Annotated in this window: 18 protein-coding genes and 1 pseudogene; 11 read left to right on the top strand and 8 right to left on the bottom strand. The window is 70.7% G+C overall.

Annotated features, from left to right (window positions below):
• The coding region (locus tag ACFVH5_RS14260; protein ID WP_385833887.1) for an aldo/keto reductase at nucleotides 1-686 on the top strand (686 nt) is incomplete at its 5' end.
• Between the two features lie 207 nt (nucleotides 687-893).
• On the opposite strand, the gene ACFVH5_RS14255 is transcribed toward ACFVH5_RS14260, so the two are convergent.
• Entirely contained in the window at nucleotides 894-1,937 is a 1,044-nt protein-coding gene (locus ACFVH5_RS14255; protein ID WP_385833886.1) for a LacI family DNA-binding transcriptional regulator, read from the bottom strand.
• A gap of 234 nt (nucleotides 1,938-2,171) precedes the next feature.
• Between ACFVH5_RS14255 and ACFVH5_RS14250 the strand changes: the two genes are divergently transcribed.
• The 8 genes from ACFVH5_RS14250 (at nucleotide 2,172) to ACFVH5_RS14215 (ending at nucleotide 10,706) form a co-directional block, all read left to right on the top strand.
• Nucleotides 2,172-3,320 carry a Gfo/Idh/MocA family protein gene (locus ACFVH5_RS14250; protein ID WP_385833884.1) on the top strand — a complete coding sequence of 383 codons (1,149 nt, stop codon included), beginning with the start codon at nucleotides 2,172-2,174 and terminating at the stop codon, nucleotides 3,318-3,320.
• On the top strand, nucleotides 3,311-4,234 hold the full coding sequence (locus tag ACFVH5_RS14245; protein ID WP_385833883.1) for a PmoA family protein: 924 nt from the start codon (nucleotides 3,311-3,313) through the stop codon (nucleotides 4,232-4,234). The genes ACFVH5_RS14250 and ACFVH5_RS14245 overlap by 10 nt, the downstream gene beginning before the upstream one ends.
• Entirely contained in the window at nucleotides 4,228-4,956 is a 729-nt protein-coding gene (locus ACFVH5_RS14240; protein ID WP_385833896.1) for a cupin domain-containing protein, read from the top strand. Before ACFVH5_RS14245 ends, ACFVH5_RS14240 begins: the two co-directional genes overlap by 7 nt.
• Nucleotides 4,957-5,090: 134 nt before the next feature.
• Nucleotides 5,091-6,425 carry an ABC transporter substrate-binding protein gene (locus tag ACFVH5_RS14235; protein WP_385833882.1) on the top strand — a complete coding sequence of 445 codons (1,335 nt, stop codon included), beginning with the start codon at nucleotides 5,091-5,093 and terminating at the stop codon, nucleotides 6,423-6,425.
• Complete coding sequence (locus ACFVH5_RS14230) at nucleotides 6,422-7,390, top strand: carbohydrate ABC transporter permease (protein WP_385833881.1); 969 nt, start codon at nucleotides 6,422-6,424, stop codon at nucleotides 7,388-7,390. The genes ACFVH5_RS14235 and ACFVH5_RS14230 overlap by 4 nt, the downstream gene beginning before the upstream one ends.
• 29 nt (nucleotides 7,391-7,419) lie before the next feature.
• Nucleotides 7,420-8,250: a carbohydrate ABC transporter permease gene (locus ACFVH5_RS14225; RefSeq protein ID WP_385833894.1), complete on the top strand. Its 831-nt coding sequence runs from the start codon at nucleotides 7,420-7,422 to the stop codon at nucleotides 8,248-8,250.
• A gap of 6 nt (nucleotides 8,251-8,256) precedes the next feature.
• Entirely contained in the window at nucleotides 8,257-8,859 is a 603-nt protein-coding gene (locus ACFVH5_RS14220; RefSeq protein ID WP_385833880.1) for a hypothetical protein, read from the top strand.
• Between the two features lie 50 nt (nucleotides 8,860-8,909).
• Entirely contained in the window at nucleotides 8,910-10,706 is a 1,797-nt protein-coding gene (locus ACFVH5_RS14215) for a sugar-binding domain-containing protein (RefSeq protein ID WP_385833878.1), read from the top strand.
• Nucleotides 10,707-10,809: 103 nt separating this feature from the next.
• Here ACFVH5_RS14215 and ACFVH5_RS14210 read toward each other — a convergent pair whose 3' ends face one another.
• Nucleotides 10,810-11,787 (bottom strand): SDR family NAD(P)-dependent oxidoreductase, encoded by a 978-nt coding sequence (locus ACFVH5_RS14210; RefSeq protein ID WP_385833876.1) that lies wholly within the window; start codon nucleotides 11,785-11,787, stop codon nucleotides 10,810-10,812.
• Nucleotides 11,788-11,860: 73 nt separating this feature from the next.
• On the opposite strand from ACFVH5_RS14210, the gene ACFVH5_RS14205 reads away from it, so the two are divergent.
• Complete coding sequence (locus ACFVH5_RS14205) at nucleotides 11,861-12,805, top strand: AraC family transcriptional regulator (protein ID WP_385833875.1); 945 nt, start codon at nucleotides 11,861-11,863, stop codon at nucleotides 12,803-12,805.
• 30 nt (nucleotides 12,806-12,835) lie between these two features.
• Here ACFVH5_RS14205 and ACFVH5_RS14200 read toward each other — a convergent pair whose 3' ends face one another.
• The 3 genes and pseudogenes from ACFVH5_RS14200 to ACFVH5_RS14190 all read right to left on the bottom strand — a co-directional run.
• Nucleotides 12,836-13,249: a DUF4232 domain-containing protein gene (locus ACFVH5_RS14200; RefSeq protein WP_385833874.1), complete on the bottom strand. Its 414-nt coding sequence runs from the start codon at nucleotides 13,247-13,249 to the stop codon at nucleotides 12,836-12,838.
• Between the two features lie 428 nt (nucleotides 13,250-13,677).
• Nucleotides 13,678-13,863, bottom strand: a complete 186-nt coding sequence (locus tag ACFVH5_RS14195) for a helix-turn-helix domain-containing protein (protein WP_385833872.1) — start codon at nucleotides 13,861-13,863, stop codon at nucleotides 13,678-13,680.
• Between the two features lie 373 nt (nucleotides 13,864-14,236).
• A pseudogene (locus tag ACFVH5_RS14190) lies at nucleotides 14,237-14,437 on the bottom strand (AraC family ligand binding domain-containing protein); the annotation flags it as partial.
• 115 nt (nucleotides 14,438-14,552) lie between these two features.
• Here ACFVH5_RS14190 and ACFVH5_RS14185 point away from each other — a divergent pair.
• Nucleotides 14,553-15,845 (top strand): MFS transporter, encoded by a 1,293-nt coding sequence (locus ACFVH5_RS14185; RefSeq protein WP_385833870.1) that lies wholly within the window; start codon nucleotides 14,553-14,555, stop codon nucleotides 15,843-15,845.
• 607 nt (nucleotides 15,846-16,452) lie between these two features.
• Here the strand turns inward: ACFVH5_RS14185 and ACFVH5_RS14180 are convergent.
• The 3 genes from ACFVH5_RS14180 to ACFVH5_RS14170 all read right to left on the bottom strand — a co-directional run bounded on the left by ACFVH5_RS14180 (nucleotide 16,453) and on the right by ACFVH5_RS14170 (nucleotide 18,916).
• Nucleotides 16,453-17,841 carry a PTS ascorbate transporter subunit IIC gene (locus ACFVH5_RS14180; RefSeq protein ID WP_385833868.1) on the bottom strand — a complete coding sequence of 463 codons (1,389 nt, stop codon included), beginning with the start codon at nucleotides 17,839-17,841 and terminating at the stop codon, nucleotides 16,453-16,455.
• A 341-nt stretch (nucleotides 17,842-18,182) separates the two neighbouring features.
• Nucleotides 18,183-18,464: a PTS sugar transporter subunit IIB gene (locus ACFVH5_RS14175; RefSeq protein ID WP_385833866.1), complete on the bottom strand. Its 282-nt coding sequence runs from the start codon at nucleotides 18,462-18,464 to the stop codon at nucleotides 18,183-18,185.
• The gene (locus ACFVH5_RS14170; protein WP_385833865.1) at nucleotides 18,461-18,916 is read right to left on the bottom strand and encodes a PTS sugar transporter subunit IIA; all 456 of its coding nucleotides are present in this window, start codon (nucleotides 18,914-18,916) and stop codon (nucleotides 18,461-18,463) included. The genes ACFVH5_RS14175 and ACFVH5_RS14170 overlap by 4 nt, the downstream gene beginning before the upstream one ends.
• Between the last annotated feature and the right edge of the window lie 6 nt (nucleotides 18,917-18,922).

Raw genomic sequence — 18,922 nt, 5'->3', positions numbered from 1 at the left:
CCGCCCATCTGTACGGCGGGGGAGCGAACGAGGAGCTCCTGGCCGAGGCCCTTCACCCGTACCCGGCTGAGCTGCTGATCACCACGAAGGTCGGCGTCGCCCGATCGGGCCCTTCCGGCGACTGGAAGCTCGACGGACGTCCGAGTGTCCTGCGCGATCAGGTCGAGCAGGCACTGCGCCGACTGCGCGTGGAGCGGATCGAGCTGCTTCAGCTGCACCGGATCGATCCGGAGACGCCGCTGGCCGACCAGCTCGGCACGCTGCGGGATCTGCGGACCGAGGGCAAGGTCGGCCGGATCGGGCTGTCCGAGATCACCGTCGGCGAACTCCGTCAGGCACGGCGGATCGTCGACATCGCGAGTGTGCAGAACCGCTACAACATGCTGGACCGCGAGCATGAGCCTGTGCTCGCGGCCTGTGAAGCGGCAGGCATCGCGTTCCTGCCCTGGCGCACTGTCGCGTGGGGAGAAGCGGGGGCGAGGGCCGAGGTCGCCGCCGTGGCCAAGGAGCTCGGCGCCACGTCCACACAAGTCGCGCTCGCGTGGCTCCTCGACCACTCGCCGGTCATCGTCCCGATCCCGGGCACCGCCCGGATCGACCATCTGGAGGAGAACCTCGCAGCGGAACGTCTTCACCTGACCCCGGCCCATCGCGATCGCCTCGACCTACTGGCCGGCCCGGCGTAGGGCATCGCCATGGACACCTGCCCGTCCGACCTCGGGGCGCGCCCGGAGGCGGACGTCCGGAGCGGGACGTCCGGAGCGGGACGTCGGAGGCGGACCTCCGCACCGCACTCGGCGCCCCGCCGCCTGCCGCCGCAGCGCGGAGTGCCTGCCCCGGCGCTCAGCAGGAAGGCAGGAACATCCAGCCATCGACCCGTGTGAAGCGGCCCCTCAGACCGTCAACCGCCGCCGCACCCCCTCCGTGGACTCCCGGACCACCAGCCGGTGCGGGGCCCGGTGGACCTCGAACGGCAGTGGCTCCGCCGAGCCGATCCGTGCGGCCAGTGATTTCACCGCCAGCGCGGCGATCGCCGCCTTGTCCGGCATGACGGTGGTGAGGGACGGCGTGCTGTAGAGCGCCTCCTCGGAGCCGTCGATGCCCGCCACGGCGACCTCCGACGGGATGCTCACCCCCGCTTCGTGCAGGGCCCGTTGCGCCCCCACGGCCATGATGTCGCTGAAGCAGAAGATCGCGTCCGGGCGGACGTCCGGCGGCAGGCCGAGGAGCGCGCGGGTGACCAGCAGTCCGTTGCGGCGGTCGAACTCCTCGACCGGCGGCGCCAGTCGGGGGTCGAACCGCAGACCGGCTTCGTACAGTGCCTGTTGGTAGCCTTCGAGCCGCTGTGTGCTGGTCGCGGCCGACTGCGTCTTGACCCCGACGGCCGCGATGCGTGTGCGGCCCAGTCCGGCCAGGTGCGCGGTGACGTCCCGCGCCGCGGCGACGTTGTCGATCAGTACGTGGTCGGCGGCGACCTGGTCACGCCCGTAACTCCGCTCGCCGAGGAGCACCACGGGAAACGTGTCCGCGACGGACGCCAGTTCGTCGAGCGAGGCGTGCAGGGGCGAGAGGATCACCCCGTCCAGCAGCGCGGCTCCGGTGCCGGTCAGCAGGCGCAGTTCCTCCGACGCGTCACCGAGGGTCTCCTCGATGAGGACGGTCAGCCCGATCCCCGCCGCCTCCGCCCGCACGTGCTGGGCGAGTTCCGCGAAGTACGGCGTCGCGAGGTCGGGGACGGACAGGCCGATCAGTCCGCTGCGCCCGGTGCGCAGCCGCCGAGCGGACGGGTTGGGGCGGTAGCCGAGCTCTTCCACGGCGCGCAGCACCCGCTCCCGGGTCGCTTCCGAGGCCCGCGGAATTCCACGTACGACGTTGGACACGGTCTTGATGGACACTCCTGCGCGCGCTGCCACGTCCTTGAGCGTCACTGCCGTCATCAACCGTCTCCCATTGACTTTTTGCCCTGTTTTTCGGGCTTTCTCGAAGTGCTTCAAGTGTATTGGAGGCTTCGGATCATGTGCGTACGCGGGGTTGACCACGAAGTTACACGGCAGGTACAACGTTGGAACAGAAAGCGCTTACGGCGTTTTCGTCGACACTGTGGGGCCCCGCGGACGAGCCGCTCGCGAGGGTGCACGGGCCACGGTCGGCCGCACCACGAGAGGGCCTGTATGTATCGCTCCACCACCCCGCTGCGCACCGCCGTGGTCGGTACCGGAGGTATCGCCCGCGGCAGCCACCTGCCCGCGCTGGAGACGCTCGCCGCCGAGGGCGAGGTGGACGTCGTCGCCGCGGTCGACATCGAGGAGACCGCCGTCCGCGGCCTCGCCGCCACGGCCGGCATCCCGTACGCGTCCACCGACCTCGACGCGATGCTCGCCGAGGTGGCCCCGGACCTGGTCGTGCTCTGCACGCCACCCGCCGTGCACCGGGAGCAGGCGGTGGCCGCGCTGCGGGCCGGTGCCTGGGTGTGGTGCGAGAAGCCGCCGTGCCCGTCGCTGGCCGACTACGACGCCATCGAGGCGGCCGGGCGGGGCGGGGACGGCGACCCGTACGCCTCGATCGTCTTCCAGCACCGCTTCGGCTCCGGCGCGCGCCACATCCGGCGCCTGCTGCGCGAGGGCGCGTTCGGCAGGCCGCTGGTGGCCCACTGCCAGACCACCTGGTACCGGGACAGCGCCTACTACGCCGTACCGTGGCGTGGCCGCTGGGCCACCGAGGGCGGCGGACCCGCCATGGGCCACGGCATCCACCAGACGGACCTGCTGCTGGATCTCATGGGGCCGTGGAGCGAGGTGCGCGGCATGGCGGCCCGGCTCGTGCACGACGTGGAGACCGAGGACGTCTCCACCGCGCAGGTCCGCTTCGCCGACGGCGCGGTGGCCACGGTCGTCAACAGCGTGCTGAGCCCCGACGAGGTGAGCCGGATCCGCATCGACTGCGAGCGCGCCACGATCGAGCTGACGCATCTGTACGGCTACCGCAACGCGGACTGGCGCATCACCCCGGCCCCCGGGGTCGCCGAGGAGACCGTGGCGGCCTGGCGCGACTTCGGCGCCGACGAGCCGAGCTCGCACCTGGCCCAACTGCGCGCGCTGGTCGCCGACATCAGGGCCGGACGGCGCCACGCCACGAGCGGGCCGGGCGGCCGGCAGACGCTGGAGTTCATCAGCGCGCTCTACAAGTCGGCGTTCACCGACACCACGGTCCGCGCGGGCGAGATCGGCCCGGGCGACCCCTACTACACCGAACTGCACGGCGGAGCCCCGGGCTGGGCGCCGGCCATCCCCAGCGAGGAAGAGAAGCGCACATGTCACTGACCCTGACCCACGCCCACGGAGACCGCATCACCGTGGCGCACGAGGCCACCGGAACCGAACTCCTCGCGTACGTCTACCGTCCCGAGGCCGCGTGGGAGGCGCCCAAGCCGTACCTGCACCCGCTGCGGACCCTCTCCGGCGCGGTCGTCACCGATTACCGCCCCAACGACCACCGGTGGCACAAGGGCCTGCAGCTGACGGCCTCCCACCTGTCGGGGCAGAACCTGTGGGGCGGCAACACCTACGTCCACGGCGACGGCTACCTCGAACTGCCCGACCGCGTCGGCTCGATGGCCCACACCGCCTTCGACGAGGTGTCCGCGACCGGTTCCCGTGCCGTCATCGCCGAACGGCTCACCTGGCACCCGCACGGCGGCGACCTGTGGGCCGAGGAGGAACGCCGCATCGAGGCCGGCGACGTCGATCCGGAGACCGGCAGCTGGTCGCTGACCTGGACGTCGTCGGTGACCAACCGGCGCGCCGAACCGCTGCTGTTCGGCAGCCCCACCACCCACGGCCGTCCGGCCGCCGGATACACCGGGCTGTTCTGGCGCGGCCCGCGCGCCTTCCGCGACGGCCGCGTCTTCACCGCCGAGGCGGACGACGGCGACCTGATGGGCAGTCAGGCACCCTGGCTGGCCTACGTGGGGGAGCACGACGGACGGGACGGCCACGCCACCCTGGTCTTCGAACACGCCCCGGGCAACGACCACGCAGGCGAGAAGGGGACGCACCCGGCGCACTGGTTCGTCCGCAGCGACCCCTTCGCCGCCGTGGCCCCGTCCCTGGCCTTCCACGAGGAGCTGGTCCTCGAACCCGGCGACACCCTCACCCGCGGCTACCGCGTGCACATCGCGGACGGTGCCTGGGACCGGCAACGGGTCGCCGCCCACGTCTCGGGGCGTACCTGGTGAGCGCGCTCTACGACGGGTTCCCGGCGGCGGTCGGCGTGTCCCGGCTGCGCGTGTACGACTGGCCCACCGTCGACGGCCTGCCCGGCGGCGGCACCCCGCACCTGCACCTGACGTGCAGCGAGGGGTACGTGGTCACGGCCGGCCGCGGCGCCGTGCAGACACTGACCGTCTCCGGCTACCGCGAGACGCCCCTGGAAGCCGGGGTCGTCGCCTGGTTCACCCCCGGCACCATCCACCGGCTGGTCAACGAGGGCGGTCTGGAGATCACCGTCGTGATGCAGAACAGCGGACTGCCGGAGGCGGGCGACGCGGTCCTCACCCTGCCGCAGGAGTTCCTCACCGACCCGGCGACGTACGCCGACGCGGTCCGCATCCCCGCCGACGAGCCCGAAGCCGTTCAGGCGCGGGCCGCCCGTGCCCGCCGCGACCTGGCCACCCGGCGCTTCCACGAACTGCGCGAGAGCACGGCGGCCGGTGACCCGGAGCCGCTGGCGGCCTTCCAGCGGGCTGCCGCGGCACTGGTACGGCCCCGGCTGGACGCCTGGGAGGAACGCTGGCGCACAGGCGCGCACGCCGCCGCGACCGCCACGCAAGGCCAGTTGAACGCCCTGCGCGAGCAGGACGGCCGGCATCTCGCCGAGGCGCGCGTCGCCGCGACCGGGCCGAGCGCCCGCGGCCGGTTCGGCATGTGCGGCCGTCTGGACGTCTACCCCGGCATCTGACCGGGTCTCAGGTCCGCGGGGCGGTCGTCCGGGTCACGCGAGCGCCCCCGGGCGGCCCCCGGCCCCGCCCAGCCCCTCCCTCCAGCTCCGAGATTTCCTCCCACTCCGAGATTTCCGCGGAAGGTCGCCCTCCCATGTGCGAACCCCCACACGCCCGACTCCGGTCCCCGAGCCGCCGCACGCTGCTGACCGCCGCTGCCGCCGGTGTCGGCACCGCCCTGACCTCCACGCTCTCCGGCTGCTCGGCCTCCGGCGGGTCGTCGGGCGGCGTCACCCTCACGTTCTCCTGGTGGGGCAACGACGACCGCGCCACCCGTACCGAGAACGCCGTCCGGCTCTTCGAGAAGGAGAATCCCGGCATCACCGTCCGCACCTCGAACGGGGACTTCGGCGCCTACATGCAGAAGCTCGCCACACAGGCGGCGGGCGGCGGCATCCCCGACGTGGCACAGCTCGACTACCGGCAGATCTCTCAGTACTCGGGCGGCGGCGCGCTGCTGCGGCTCGACGAGGCCGTGAGCAGCGGCACGATCCGCACCTCCGCCATGGACCCGGGACTCGTCCGCACGGGAACGTACGAGGACCGGCAGTACGCGCTGCCGATGGGCCGCGGCATCACCGGCTATGCCTACGACGCCGCCCTCTACCGCAAGGCCGGCATCCGGGCGCCCCGCCCCGGCTGGACCTGGGAGGAGTGGGCGGACGCCAACCGCCGCATCGCCGACCTGAAACGGAAGTCACCGGACGGGCGGCCCTTCACCGGAGCCAACGACGGCGGCCCCAACGAGGACATCTTCGAGGTCTGGCTGCGCGGTCGCGGCGGACGGCTCTACCGAAGCCAGACCGAACTCGGCTTCACCGAGGACGACCTGACCGCGTTCTGGACCTTCTGCAACGACCTCCGCACGGACGGGGCGGTCGCCGCCGCCCGGGACACCGTGCAGGCCAGCAGCATCGAGACCAGCCCGATGGGCCGCCGCCTGGCGGCCTCCGACTTCACCTGGGACGCGCCGTTCCCCGGATACGTCGGTCTCCTCGGGGACAGCATCCACTACGGGCCGGTCCCCACGACCGACGGCCGCTCGGGCTCGTACTTCAAGCCCTCGATGCTCCTGGGCATCGGATCCGGTACCCCGCACCCCGAGGAGGCGGCCCGGCTGGTCGACTTCCTCCTCAACGACATACGGGCGGGCGACATCCTGGGCTTCTCCCGGTCCACCCCGCCCAACCGCGAGGTCGCCACCCGGATCGCCAAGACCCTCGAAGGACCGGAGCGGGAGATCTACCGGTACTCGCAGACGATGGAGAAGTACGGGCTGGCCGCGCCGCCGACGGCGCCCCCGCGCGGCGACGTGCCGATCCAGTCCGCCTTCACCCGCACCTACCAGCGCGTGATCTACGACCTGGCCACCCCCCGGCAGGCCGCGCGTGAACTCATCGACGAGGCCAACCGGGAGCTGAGGCCATGAGCACGGTGTCGACCAGGGCGCCCGCGCCCACCGAGGACCCCACGGAGCGACGACGGCCGGCGCGCAAGCAGCGCGGGGTCCGCGAGAAGCGGTGGCCGGCCTACGTGTTCCTGTCGCCGTGGCTGATCGGCGCGGGCGTGCTGACGCTGGTCCCGATGGCCGCCTCGCTCTACCTGTCGTTCACGGACTACAACCTGTTCGACCCGCCCCGGTGGATCGGGCTGCGCAACTACTCGGAGATGCTCTTCGACGACCCCCGCTACTGGCGGTCGGTCGGCACCACCCTGCTGTACGTCGTGGTCGCCGTCCCGCTGAAACTGGCACTCGCGCTGGGCGTGGCGATGCTGCTGAAGAGCCTCGGCCGGGGCCGGGCCTTCTACCGCTCCGCCTTCTACGCGCCCTCCCTCCTCGGCGCGAGCATGTCCATCGCGCTCGTGTGGAAGGCGCTCTTCAACGACGGCGGCTCGGTCGCGGGCGCCCTGAGCTGGTTCGGCATCGACACCGGCGGCTGGGTCGGCAATCCCGATCTCGCGGTGTACGCGGTCGTGCTGCTGACGGTCTGGCAGTTCGGGGCCCCGATGGTCATCTTCCTCGCCGGCCTCCAGCAGATCCCGTCCGACCTCTACGAGGCGGCGGCCCTCGACGGCGCGGGCCGCTGGCGGCAGTTCCTCTCCGTGACGCTGCCCATGCTGTCCCCGGTCGTCTTCTTCAACCTGGTGCTGGAGATCATCAACTCCTTCCAGGTCTTCACCCCGGCCTTCGCCATCAGCGGCGGCAACGGCGGTCCCGCCGACTCGACGATGTTCTACACGCTCTACCTGTACGAACGGGGCTTCACCGCCTCGCACATGGGCTACGCCGCGGCGATGGCCTGGCTGCTCCTGATCGCCATCGGCGTCATCACCCTGATCCTCTTCCGGACCTCCCGGACCTGGGTCTTCTACGCGGACGAGGAGGGACGGTGAGCTCGGTGAACTCCGCTCGCACCGCGGGCATCGCCACGAAACGGTGGCTGCCGCACTCGGTCGCCGCCCTGTGCCTGCTCCTGCTGCTGTACCCGCTGGCCTGGCTGCTGGCCACGTCGCTGAAACCGGCCGACGAGGTGCTGACCAGCCTCAACCTGTGGCCCAGCCACCTGGAGTGGTCGAACTACACCACCGCCCTGGACGGCGTCGCCGGTGTCACCGTGGGTCGCCTGCTCGGCAACACCCTGCTGATCGCGGGCGGCGCCGTCCTCGGCAACGTGCTGTCCTGCTCGCTGGCCGCCTACGCCTTCGCCCGCCTGCGGTTCCGCATGCGCACGGGGATGTTCGCGTTCATGGTGGCGACGCTGATGCTGCCCCACCACGTCGTGCTGATCCCGCAGTACATCATGTTCAACCAACTGGGCCTGGTGGACACCTACTGGCCGCTGATCCTGCCGAAGTTCCTCGCCACGGAGGCGTTCTTCGTCTTCCTCATGGTGCAGTTCATGCGCGGGCTGCCGCGCGAGCTGGAGGAGTCCGCGCGGATGGACGGCTGCGGGCCCTTCCGCACCTACTGGTCGATCACGCTGCCCCTGAGCCGGCCCGCGCTGATCACCACGGCCATCTTCACGTTCATCTGGACGTGGAACGACTTCTTCACGCAGATGATCTACCTCTTCGCGCCGGAGAAGTTCACCATCACCCTGGCGCTGCGCAGTTTCGTCGACCAGAACAGCACCTCGGCGTACGGGCCCATGTTCGCCATGTCCGTCATCTCCGTGCTGCCGATCGTGCTGTTCTTCTTCGTCTTCCAGCGCTACCTCGTACAGGGCATGGCCACGTCCGGACTGAAGGGCTGAACCGGAATGACGCACACACCCGCCGCGGCCCGCCGCGCGCACCGGCAGCCGGGCGAGATCTTCGGCTCCGGCTTCTCCCTCTTCGCCGACATGCTGTACATCTCCCTGCTCACCAGCATCGCCTGTCTGCCGGTGGTCACCGCACCGGCCGCGTTCGCCGCCGCGTCGGCGACCCTGCGCACGGCGGCGGGCGACGGCACCCCGGCGACGTCCGGCGCCTACGTCCGGGCGTTGCGCGCCCACCTGTCCGTGGGCACCCTGCTCGCCGGACTGGCGCTGCCACTGCTGGTCGCGGTGGTGAGCGTCGACGCCGCCCTGGCGCGCAGCGCGCTGCCCGGGGCGCAGGTCGTGGCTCCGGCCCTGGCCCTGTTCGTCCTGGGTGCCGCGGTCGTGGGGCTCCGGGCCGGCGCACTGGACACCCCGCACCGCCTCTCCGTCCGCGAGGGGCTGGTCCGCTCGGTGGCCGACCCGCGCGGCAGCCTCCTGCTGGCGGGGGCCGTACTCCTGGCGGTGGTCATCGCCTGGTCCATCCCGCTGCTGGTCCCGCTGCTGCCCGGCCCGCTCGCCTTCGCCGCGACCGTCGTGGTGCTGCGCGCGCCCGCCGGCTGAACCCCCGTCGTCCTCGCTCGTCGTCCCCGCTACACCACCGGAGTTTCCCCGTGCCCCACACCCATCTGGACGCGGCCGGCCACCCGAGGCCGCAGCTTGTGCGCGACCCCGACTGGCGCGACCTGAGCGGTCCGTGGCTGTTCGCCCACGACGACGCCGACACAGGCAGGTCGGCCCGATGGCCGGACCCGTCCGTGACCGCCCCCTTCGACCGCACCGTCACCGTGCCCTTTCCACCGGAGTCCGAGGCCTCGGGCATCCACGACACCGGCTTCCACCCGGTGCTCTGGTACCGGCGCACCGTCGAGGTGACCCGGCCCGCCGCGGGCCGGCGCCTGCTGCTGCACTTCGGGGCGGTCGACCACCGGGCCGAGGTCTGGCTCAACGGCCGCCCCGTGGGCCGACACGAGGGCGGGCACACCGGTTTCACCTGCGATCTCACCGACGCCCTGGAACACGACGGGGAACAGGTCCTCGTGGTGCGGGCCGAGGACCGGCCGATGGACGTGACCCAGCCCCGCGGCAAACAGGACTGGCGTCGCGACCCGCACGTCATCTGGTACCACCGCACCTCGGGCATCTGGCAGCCGGTGTGGCTGGAGGAGGTCCCCGACACCCATCTCACGACCCTGCACTGGACGCCGGACGTCGCGCACGCCCGCGTACGGGCCGGACTCCGGCTGTCCCGCTGGCCCGACACCCCACTGCGAGCGACCGTGCGCCTGACCCTGGGCGACCGCCTGCTCGCCGAGCAGAGCGTGCTGGTCGACGGTCAGGAGACGACGTTCGAGGTCTCGATACCCGCGCTGCGGCACGCGCAGGACCTCGACGACCTCCTCTGGAGCCCGGATCACCCGCATCTGGTCGATGCCACGGTCGTCCTGAGCGAACCGGAGAGCGGCGCCCGCGTCGACCACGTCACCTCCTACCTCGGCCTGCGCGACATCGGCTGGGGCGACGGCGTGTTCCTCCTCAACCACAAGCCCTGCTTCCTGCGGTTCGCGTTGCAGCAGGGCTACTGGCCGGCCTCCCAACTGGCCGCCTCCGCCGACGAGTTGCGCCGCGACGTCGAACTGGCCAAGGAGATCGGCCTCAACGGACTGCGGATCCACCAGAAGATAGAGGACCCGCGCTTCCTGTACTGGGCCGACCGGCTGGGCCTGATGCTGTGGGAGGAGATGCCCTCCGCGTACGCCTTCGGCACGACGACCGTGCGGCGGGTCGTCGCCGAATGGACCGAGGCACTCACCCGCGACCTCAGCCATCCCTCGATCGTCGCCTGGGTGCCGGTCAACGAGTCGTGGTCGGTCCCGAATCCGGCGCTCGTCCCCGAGCAGCGCCACTTCATGGACGGCCTCTACCACCTGACCAAGGCCCTCGACCCCTCGCGGCCCGCCGTCTCCAACGACGGCTGGGAGATCTCCGCCGCCGACATCTGGGGGGTGCACGACTACACCCAGCACGCGGCGGTCCTGCGCGAACGGTACGGCCACCCCGGACTGCGGCGCGGCGAGATCGCCGAGCCGTGGCCGGGCGCCAAGCGGCTCCTCCTCGACGGCGTCGCCCACCGCGGCCAGCCTGTCGTACTGACCGAGTTCGGCGGGGCCACCTTCGAACCCGCCGAGGGGGAGGAGTGGTTCGGCTACGACACCGTGGCCACCGAGGGCGACTTCACCGAACGCCTGGCCTCCCTGGTCGGCGCCGCCGTGGACTCGGGCCTCGCCGGCTACTGCTACACCCAGTTCACCGACACGGAGCAGGAGGTGAACGGCCTGTTCACAGCGGACCGCAAGCCCAAGATCCCCGTGGAGGAGTTCTTCGCCATCCTCACCAGGAGACACCCCTGATCCGACGATCGCCGCCGCGGCGGGCGCACGCGGCGGCGATCACTCGTGCGACACCCACACCGACACCGACACCGACATTGGCATCGGCGCCGGCATCGGGTCGTCAGGAGAGCAGCTGCTCGCTCAGCTTCCACAGCCGCTGCGCGTCGTCGGGGTCGAGCATCGCCGAGTTGGCGTCCGAGGGGATGCTGTCCGCGGTCAGCGGGCGCTGTTCGTCGTCGAGCACGGCGATGTCGTTGTCCTTGAGATAGACCCCTCCGTGACCGTCCAGGAGCGGGCTGGCGGCGGCGAAGACGAGGGTCGAGGCCCCCTGCGCGACGGTCTTCTTGCCGGCGTCCGGGTCGATGACGGTCTCACCGTTGTCGTCGACCAGCCCCTGCGCACGGTACGCCGCGGCCTCCTCCGGCGTGAACGGGCCCGGCCCGATGACGACTCCCGGGTGGGTGGCGAAAGCGCGGATGCCCTGAGCGGCGTACCTGCGGTCGAGTTCGACGGTGAACAGGACGTTGGCACGCTTGGACTGGCCGTAGGCGGTGCCGGGGTCGTACCCGGTCGCGAAGTCCAGGTCGTCCCAGCGGATCTCGCCGATGCGTGCCGCACCCGAGGTGACCGTGACCACTCGGGCGCCCTCCGCGGCCAGCAGGGCCGGCAGAAGTGCCCTGGTGAGGTCGAAATGGCCGAGGTGCGAGGTCGAGAACTGCAGTTCGTGACCCCGTGCGTCTCGCACCAGCTCGGGCGTGAACAGCACGGCGGCGTTGTTGACCAGGACGTGCAGGGGCCGGCCCGAGGCGAGCCACCGACGGGCGAAGGCCTCGATCGAGGACGGGTCGGTGAGGTCGAGGCGCTCGACACGCACCCGGGGGAGCCCGTGCACTGCCGCGGCGGCCCGTTCGGGGTCGCGGGAGGCCACCGTCACCGTGGCGCCGGCGGCGGACAGGGCACGGGTGGCTTCACGGCCGAGCCGGCCGTGGCCGCCGGTGACGATGACCTCCCGACCGGACAGGTCGAGACCGTCGAGGACGTCGTCGGCGGTGGAGGAGGCGGTGAACGGGGTGCCCAGCGGAACTTGCTGTGTGCTCATGCTCCTAGTCTCGGCGGCGTTCCCCGGACGCTGAATCGTTGTGCGTCCGCATTTTCTGCGCGAGAGTACGAGGATGTCTGATGTGGCGGTCACGGACGTGCTGTCCGATGTGTTCGACGTGGTGGAAGTGCGGGGGATGATGACCGGCGGGTTCGCGGTCCGTGGACCGTGGGTGTCCAGGGGCGCGGTGTCCCGGCCGCTCAAGCTGATGGTGCTGGTCGCGGGATCGGCCCGGATCACGGTGGACGGGCCGGGCGGCCCGGACGGTCCCGTGGAGCTCGCCGCGGGCGACGTGGCGCTGCTGAACCACCGCACCTGGGTCGACATGCGCGGGGGGCGGGGCGGCGGGACACCGGTGGAACTGATCCCCGGGGCGGGTTTCGACGCGATGGCGCTGTCCGAGGCCGACCTGACCACTGACGACGTGCTCGTCGGCGGCGAGGTCAGGGTGAGTCCGGCGGGCCTCGCGCTGCTCAGCACGGCACTGCCCGGCCTGGTCCACGTGCACGCGGCGACGCCGGCCGCCTCCCGCCTGGGTGGCATCGTCGAGCGGCTCTTCGACGAGGCCTCCGGCGGACGGCTCGGTTCGGGATTCGCCATCCGGCAGAACGGTCAACTGCTCCTGCTGGAGATGCTGCGCACGTATCTGGAACAGGAAGAGACACCGGTCGGCTGGCTGCGGCTGCTGGCCGACGAACCACTGCGCCCGGCGCTGCGGCTGATCCACGAACAGCCCGGGCAGGCCTGGGGGCTGGCCGAACTGGCCCGCGCCGCCGGGATGTCCCGCACCAGCTTCGCCGAGCGGTTCCGCGCCACCGCGGGCACCCCGCCGCTGACCTATCTGTCGCGCTGGCGGATGCTTCTCGCCCAGCGCGCGCTGCGCGACCCCGACGTCCGGGTCGGCTCCCTCGCCGCGGAACTCGGCTACAGCTCGGAGAGCGCGTTCAGCACCGCGTTCAAACGCGCGGTGGGGGAGTCCCCGCTGCACTACCGGCGACGGCTCCGGGCGACGGCGTAGCCCCGGCGGCGGCGTGACGCCGCCGGCTCTTCAGTTCGCGCTCGTGGTGAACGGTCCCACGGTGAAGGAGTTCCCGCAGACCTGCAGCTCCGCGGGGTCCGCCGACAGGGCTGCCGTGTTGTTCGGCGGGAAGACCTTGATCCGTGCCGGTTCCGGCCAGCACTTTCCGTCCGTGACTCCCTTGTCGGGCGTCCGCACCACCGCGTGGGCGGCCTGCCCCGCCTTGAGGACCACATTCTCGGCGGATCCGCCCTGCGCGCGGGTCGCGGGCTTCCCGATGCGATCGCCGTCCTGATCGGTCAGCGACAGGCCCGGATAGCCCTTGAGGGCGCAACTGCCGTCGGAGATGTTGGTGAGAGTCAGGTCGAAGTACTTGCTGTTCATCTCCTGACCCGTGGCCTTGAGCCCGGCACGCAGACGGTCCGTGGTGCAGTCACTGCCCATCCCCGGACTGTGCGTGCCCGGACTGTCCGAGGTGCCCTGCTTCGGGGTTGCCGCAGCGGTGTCGCTCGCCGTGGCGGATTGCGTGGGCGTATCGCTTCCGGACGCTGTACCGGCGCCCGGACTGTCCGACGTCATTCTCGTGGAGGCCCGCGCATCTCCGTCGTCACCGCCGCACGCACCCAGTCCGAGTACGCCCAGTGCGACGAGTCCTGAGAAGAGGACGGGCTTTTGAATCTTCTTCATTCCGTTGGCACCCATGCTGTCTCGGCTGTCCATCCCGCATGGAAACATGCATGCGCCACGTAGTTCGGTGTGTCGGTATCAACGTCACCGCGCGCCCGCCCACCTGCTCGGCCCACTCCTTCGCCAACTGCGTAGCCTGCGACGGCAGCCGGAAGGCCGGCAGTCGTTCCTCCGTCTCATGTGTCTCACGCGCCGGATTCGGAGCGATAGGCCCCCGGTGTCTGTCCCATCGTGCGGCTGAACGTGTCGATGAAGGCACTGGCCGTCGCCCACCCGCATCGCCGTCCTGCCTCGCTGACGTTCGCGCCCTCCGCCAGGAGCACCATGGCGTGGAAGACCCGCACGTCGGTCCTCCACTGCGGGTACGTCATGCCCAGCTCGCCTGAACAGCCGGGCCAGGGTGCGCTCGCTCACGCCGATGCGGTGCGCCAACCAGACTGCGGTGCGCGGGTGTTGGAGATCGTCGGTCACCAGCGCGCACGCCTGCCGCAGGAGCGGGTTGCCGGGGATGGGCAGCGTCAACGGCTCGATGAGCGCGCGCCGCAGCCGGTCCCGCAGCACGGCACGGAGACGGTTCGCTTCCGGCGCGGGCAGGGACGGTTCACTGCACGCGATGATCAGTTCGCGGACCAGGGCGTCCACGGACACCACGGCCGGCGTCCCGGAGTCGAGCAGGACGTCATGCACGGGGAAGCCGAGGGTGTGCACGGAACTGTGTCCGTGCACCCGGTGCTGATGCCAGGTCCCCGCCGGGATCCACATGGCGCGGGCGCTCGACGCCACCCAGGACGCCTCGCCCGTCTGGACGGCCAGGACACCGGCGCTGACGTACAGGAGCTGGTGGTAGCCGTGCTGATGACGCCCGATGACCTCACCCGCGAGATGCGCGTGGGTGGAATCCCTGGGCTCCCTGTCCCTCTCTCCCGCCTGACTGTTTTCCGACATACGTCGGCAGAATAACGGAAGCGGCACACCGTACGGCCCTGCGAGCGTGACGACCATGTCCACGACGCCGCAGACCCCGCCTCCCATCCGCCGATCTTCCGTCGCCCCTCACTCGTTGAAAACACGGGTCACCTCCGGTCTGCGTGGCGCCGCGCTCGACACCCGGCCTCTGGCGCATCCCGTTTTCCGGCGCCTGCTGATCGGGCAGAGCGCGGCGTACATCGGAACCATGGTCACGGGAGTCACCATCCCCGTGCAGGTCTACGCGCTGTCGCAGTCGTCCCTGTCCGTGGGCCTGACCGGACTGGCCGGACTCGTACCGCTCGTGGTCTTCGGGCTGTACGGGGGCGTCGTCGCGGACCGGTTCGACCGCCGCGTGCTGTACCTGGCGTCGGCGTTCGTCACCTGGGGGACGACGCTGGCGCTGTTGTTCCAGGCGGTCGCGGCGCTGCGATCGGTACCGCTGATCCTGGTTCTCGTGGCAGTCCAGGCCGGTGCGTTCGCCATGTCCTCCGCGGCCCGTGGCGCGATCATCCCCCGGGTCGTCCCCACCCACCTGGTGCCCGCCGCGAACACCTTGTACTTCACCGCCGGCAACGTCGGGCAGGTCGCCGGACCACTGGTGGCCGGCGCCCTGATCTCCCTGCCGAACGGCTACTGCTGGGCGTACGGCGCCGACGCCCTGCTCTTCTCCCTCCTGCTGTACTCGGCCTTCCGCCTCCCTCCGGTCAAGCCGACCGGCACACCGATCCGCGCCGGCGGGCTGCGACCGGTCCTGGACGGGCTGCGCTTCATCGCGGCGGCACCTGTGCTGTGGATGTCCTTCGCGGTCGACATCGCGGCCATGACATTGGCCATGCCGACCGCCCTCTTCCCGGAAGCCGCAGAGTTGCGGTTCCACGGCGGAGCGGGCCTGCTGTACTCGGCCATCGCGATCGGCTCGGTCGCAGCAGGACTCTTCAGCGGATGGATCGGCCGGGTACGCCGTCAGGGACGGGCGCTGGCTCTCGCGGTGGTCGTCTGGTCGGCGGCCGTGGCCCTCGCGGGCACGGTCCACCACCTCCTGGCCGCCGTGGTCCTGCTGGCCGCGGCCGGGGCGGCGGACCTGGTCAGCGCGGTCTACCGCCAGACGATCCTGCAGACCTACACACCCGATGCCCTACGCGGTCGTCTCCAGGGTGTCTTCACCGTCGTCGTCGCGGGAGGACCCCGCCTCGGCGACCTGCGTGCGGGTGCGATGGCCTCGGCCACCGGCCTCGGCCTCGGCCTCGCATGGAGCGGTAGCTCACTGCTCTGCCTCGTCGTCGTCCTCGGCGCAGCACTGCTCGTCCGACCGTTCTGGAACTACGACGCCACCTCGACGCCGCCGAACGCTACGAACGAGAGTCACGGTCCCGCACGGCGCTGAGACCGCCGGCGTCGTTGAAATACTGATGGGCATGAGCCTGGCGCCGCGCATCGCGTATTCCGGCCGTGGCGACCGCTTCGATTCGCCGCGCTTCCGAGCTGGAACCCACCCGGCGCCGCTGCCGACGCACCAGCACCTCGCAAAAGCCTGCCGACCTTCGGCAACCTACAGCGTCCAGCAGCAACACCGGTGCGTCCGCAATCGCGCGAGCGCGTCGGCGACCTTCGCCGTGAGGCCTTCCGCCGCCGGACAGAGCGCCCAATCTGCAACCCCCAACCTGAGAGGTTGACAAGTGAGTAGTGACTTCGGTTTCTGGAGGCGCGGCAGCACCGGAGACCCTGAGGATGTCTTCGACAACCTCGCTGAAGGTGAGACCGGCGACGTCGGATTCAGCGGAGTGGCGGGCGAGCCGATCTAAGGCTTTCGATTCACCACGCACCCAGGTGCAAAGATGCGGCCCTTGCGGATGCCACTGCCGCCGGTGCCGTACGGGGCCCGCCCCTGACGGCCACCTCAACGAAAACGCAGCGGCACGGACACCTCCCCACCCGCATCGGCCTGGCGCCGTGCGGGGGAGGTGTCCGTGCCCTTGCGTTGTGCAGGTGACTCAGGCGGCGGGCTGAGTTTCCTTCTCCGGAGTGACTTCGTCGTTGGGGCCGCGCCGGGCGACGAGGGCGCTGGCGACGAACGTGGCTGCCAGGGCGATGAGGACGAGCGCGATGACGGCTATGTGGCCGATGCGCTCGGCGCCGCCGATCAGCAGGCCCGAGACACCGAAGTCGGCGTCGGAGAACGTGGAGTTCTGCAGGCCGACGTCCCCGAGGAAGGGCAGGACGAGCAGCGGCAGGAAGGTGATCAGCAGGCCGTTGGTCATCGCGCCGAGGACGGCGCCGCGCCGCCCGCCGGTCGCGTTGCCGATGACACCCGAGGCGGCGCCCGTCATGAAGTGGGCGACGATGCCGGGGATGATGATCGTGCCGCCGACGGCGACGAGGATGCCCATTCCGATGAGGCCGCCGACGAAGCTGGCCAGGAAGCCGACGAGCACGGCGTTGGGTGCGAAGGTGAAGACGATCGGGACGTCCAGCGCGGGCCGGGCGTTGGGCACCAGCTTCTCCGAGATGCCCTTGAAGGCGGGAATGATCTCGGCGAGGACGACACGGACACCGGCGAGGATGATGAACACGCCCGCGGCGAACTTGCCGGCCTGCATGATGGCCCACAGCACGTACCACTGGCCGCCGCTGAGTTCGCTCTCGACGTACCCGGGGCCCGCCACCAGCGTGACCAGCAGGTAGATGATGCCCATGGAGCTGGCGATGACGACCGTGGTGTCGCGCAGGAAGCCGAGCCCCTTGGGGATCTTCAAGTCCTCGGTGGACTTGGAGGAGTCGCCGAAGTACTTGGCGACGAGGCCGCTGGTGGCTATGCCGAAGTTGCCGGTGTGGCCGAGGGCGACGTTGTCGGTCTTGGTGACCTTGCGCATCCAGGGCTGGACGAGCGCCGGCGACAGGGTGGTGATCAGGCCCTGGGCGAGGGAGCCCCACAGGATGGCCTGCCAGGTGCTGAAGCCGTTCGCGATGAGGATGACGGCGATCATGGCCGCCAGGTACAGGGCGACGTGCCCCGACATGTAGATGAACTTGAACACGGTCAGCCGTGCCAGCAGTACGTTCACGACCATGCCGAAGAAGAAGATCAGCGCGGCCTGCGAGCCGTAGTCGGTGAGCACCTTGCCGACGATGGCCTCGTTGTTGGGCACCACTCCCTGCACTCCGAAGGCGTGCTGGAACATGTCGCCGAACGGGGTCAGCGCGTCGGAGACGACCCCGGCGCCGGCTGCGAGGACGAGGAAGCCGACGAACGCCTTGATGGTCCCCTTGAGGGTGTCGGAGAGGGACTTGCGCTGGAGCAACAGGCCCAGCAGCGCGATCAGGCCGATGATGACGGATGGCTCACGGAAGACATCCAGAAGACTGTCCAGAACGCTGTTCACAGACAACGCCTCTCTTCGGGCACGACGAGGCCGCGTGCGGAAGTGGTGGGTGCCGGGTTCGGCGAGAACGGGTGCCGGGTTCGGCGCGGCTGGGCGGCGTGCGGGGAACCAGTCGGCGGCCTCGGCTCCGCGGCAGCGCGACGGGAACGTCGCGTGCTGCGGGCGGGGCGGGCAGGCGGCGGTCGGGGCAGTGGCTGCCCCTCGCCGTCGCGGGCGGGACGGTGCCGGAGTCGGAGCCGGCTGCCGTCATGAACGTACGGCTGAAACGTTTCTGCGGATCAGTTCCCGCAGATCAGTGCGCTGTGCGCGATGCGCAGTGCGCAGCGCGGAACTACGACCGCTCAGACCGCGCCGTGTCGCGCGGCCGCTTCCTTGACCGCGCCGCGCAGCTCGTCCATGTCGATGATGCTGTTCAGTACGACCACGTCACCCAGGCCCTGGACGGCGTCCTCCAGGTCCTTCGCGACGAAGAACACGTCCGCGCTGTCGGGCCCGGCGGAGCTGATGTCGGAGTGCTCCACCGTGACGTCCTGGAGCCCCAGTTCGCGTACGACGGTCTCGATGTTCATGCGCACCATGAAGCTGCTGCCCAGTCCGGTGCTGCACATCGCCAGGAACTTCATTCTGTGTCCTCGAATTCGGTGATCAGTTTGACTACCTCGGGCGCCGAGGCCGCGTCGCGCAGGGCTTGGCGGGTCCGGGCGTCCGAGAGAATGCGCGCGAGGGAGGCCATGGCGCGCATGTGCGCGTCGGCGTCCGCTGCCGCGAAACAGAAGTAGAGGTCGACCGCGTGCTCGGGCAGGTCGAGCAGCGGGGCCGGTTCGCTCAGGCGGAGCATCGAGATGCCCGTACGCACCACTCCGTGCTCGGGGCGGGCGTGCGCGAGGGCGATGCCGTGGCCGAGGTCGATGTACGTGCCGCCGGCCGTGATCGAGTCGAGCATGGCCCGGACGTACTCGGGAGTGACGTCCCCGGCCTCCACCAGCGGACGGGCGGCCTGGGTGACTGCTTCCTGCCAGGTCAGCTTTTCCTGGGTGAAGTGGATGTTCTGCTCGGGGAGAAGGTGACTGAGCATGCGTGC

This window comes from Streptomyces sp. NPDC127119 (assembly GCF_042677425.1).
Taxonomy (GTDB): Bacteria; Actinomycetota; Actinomycetes; order Streptomycetales; family Streptomycetaceae; genus Streptomyces.
This window is presented reverse-complemented; position numbering and strand designations above follow the sequence as displayed.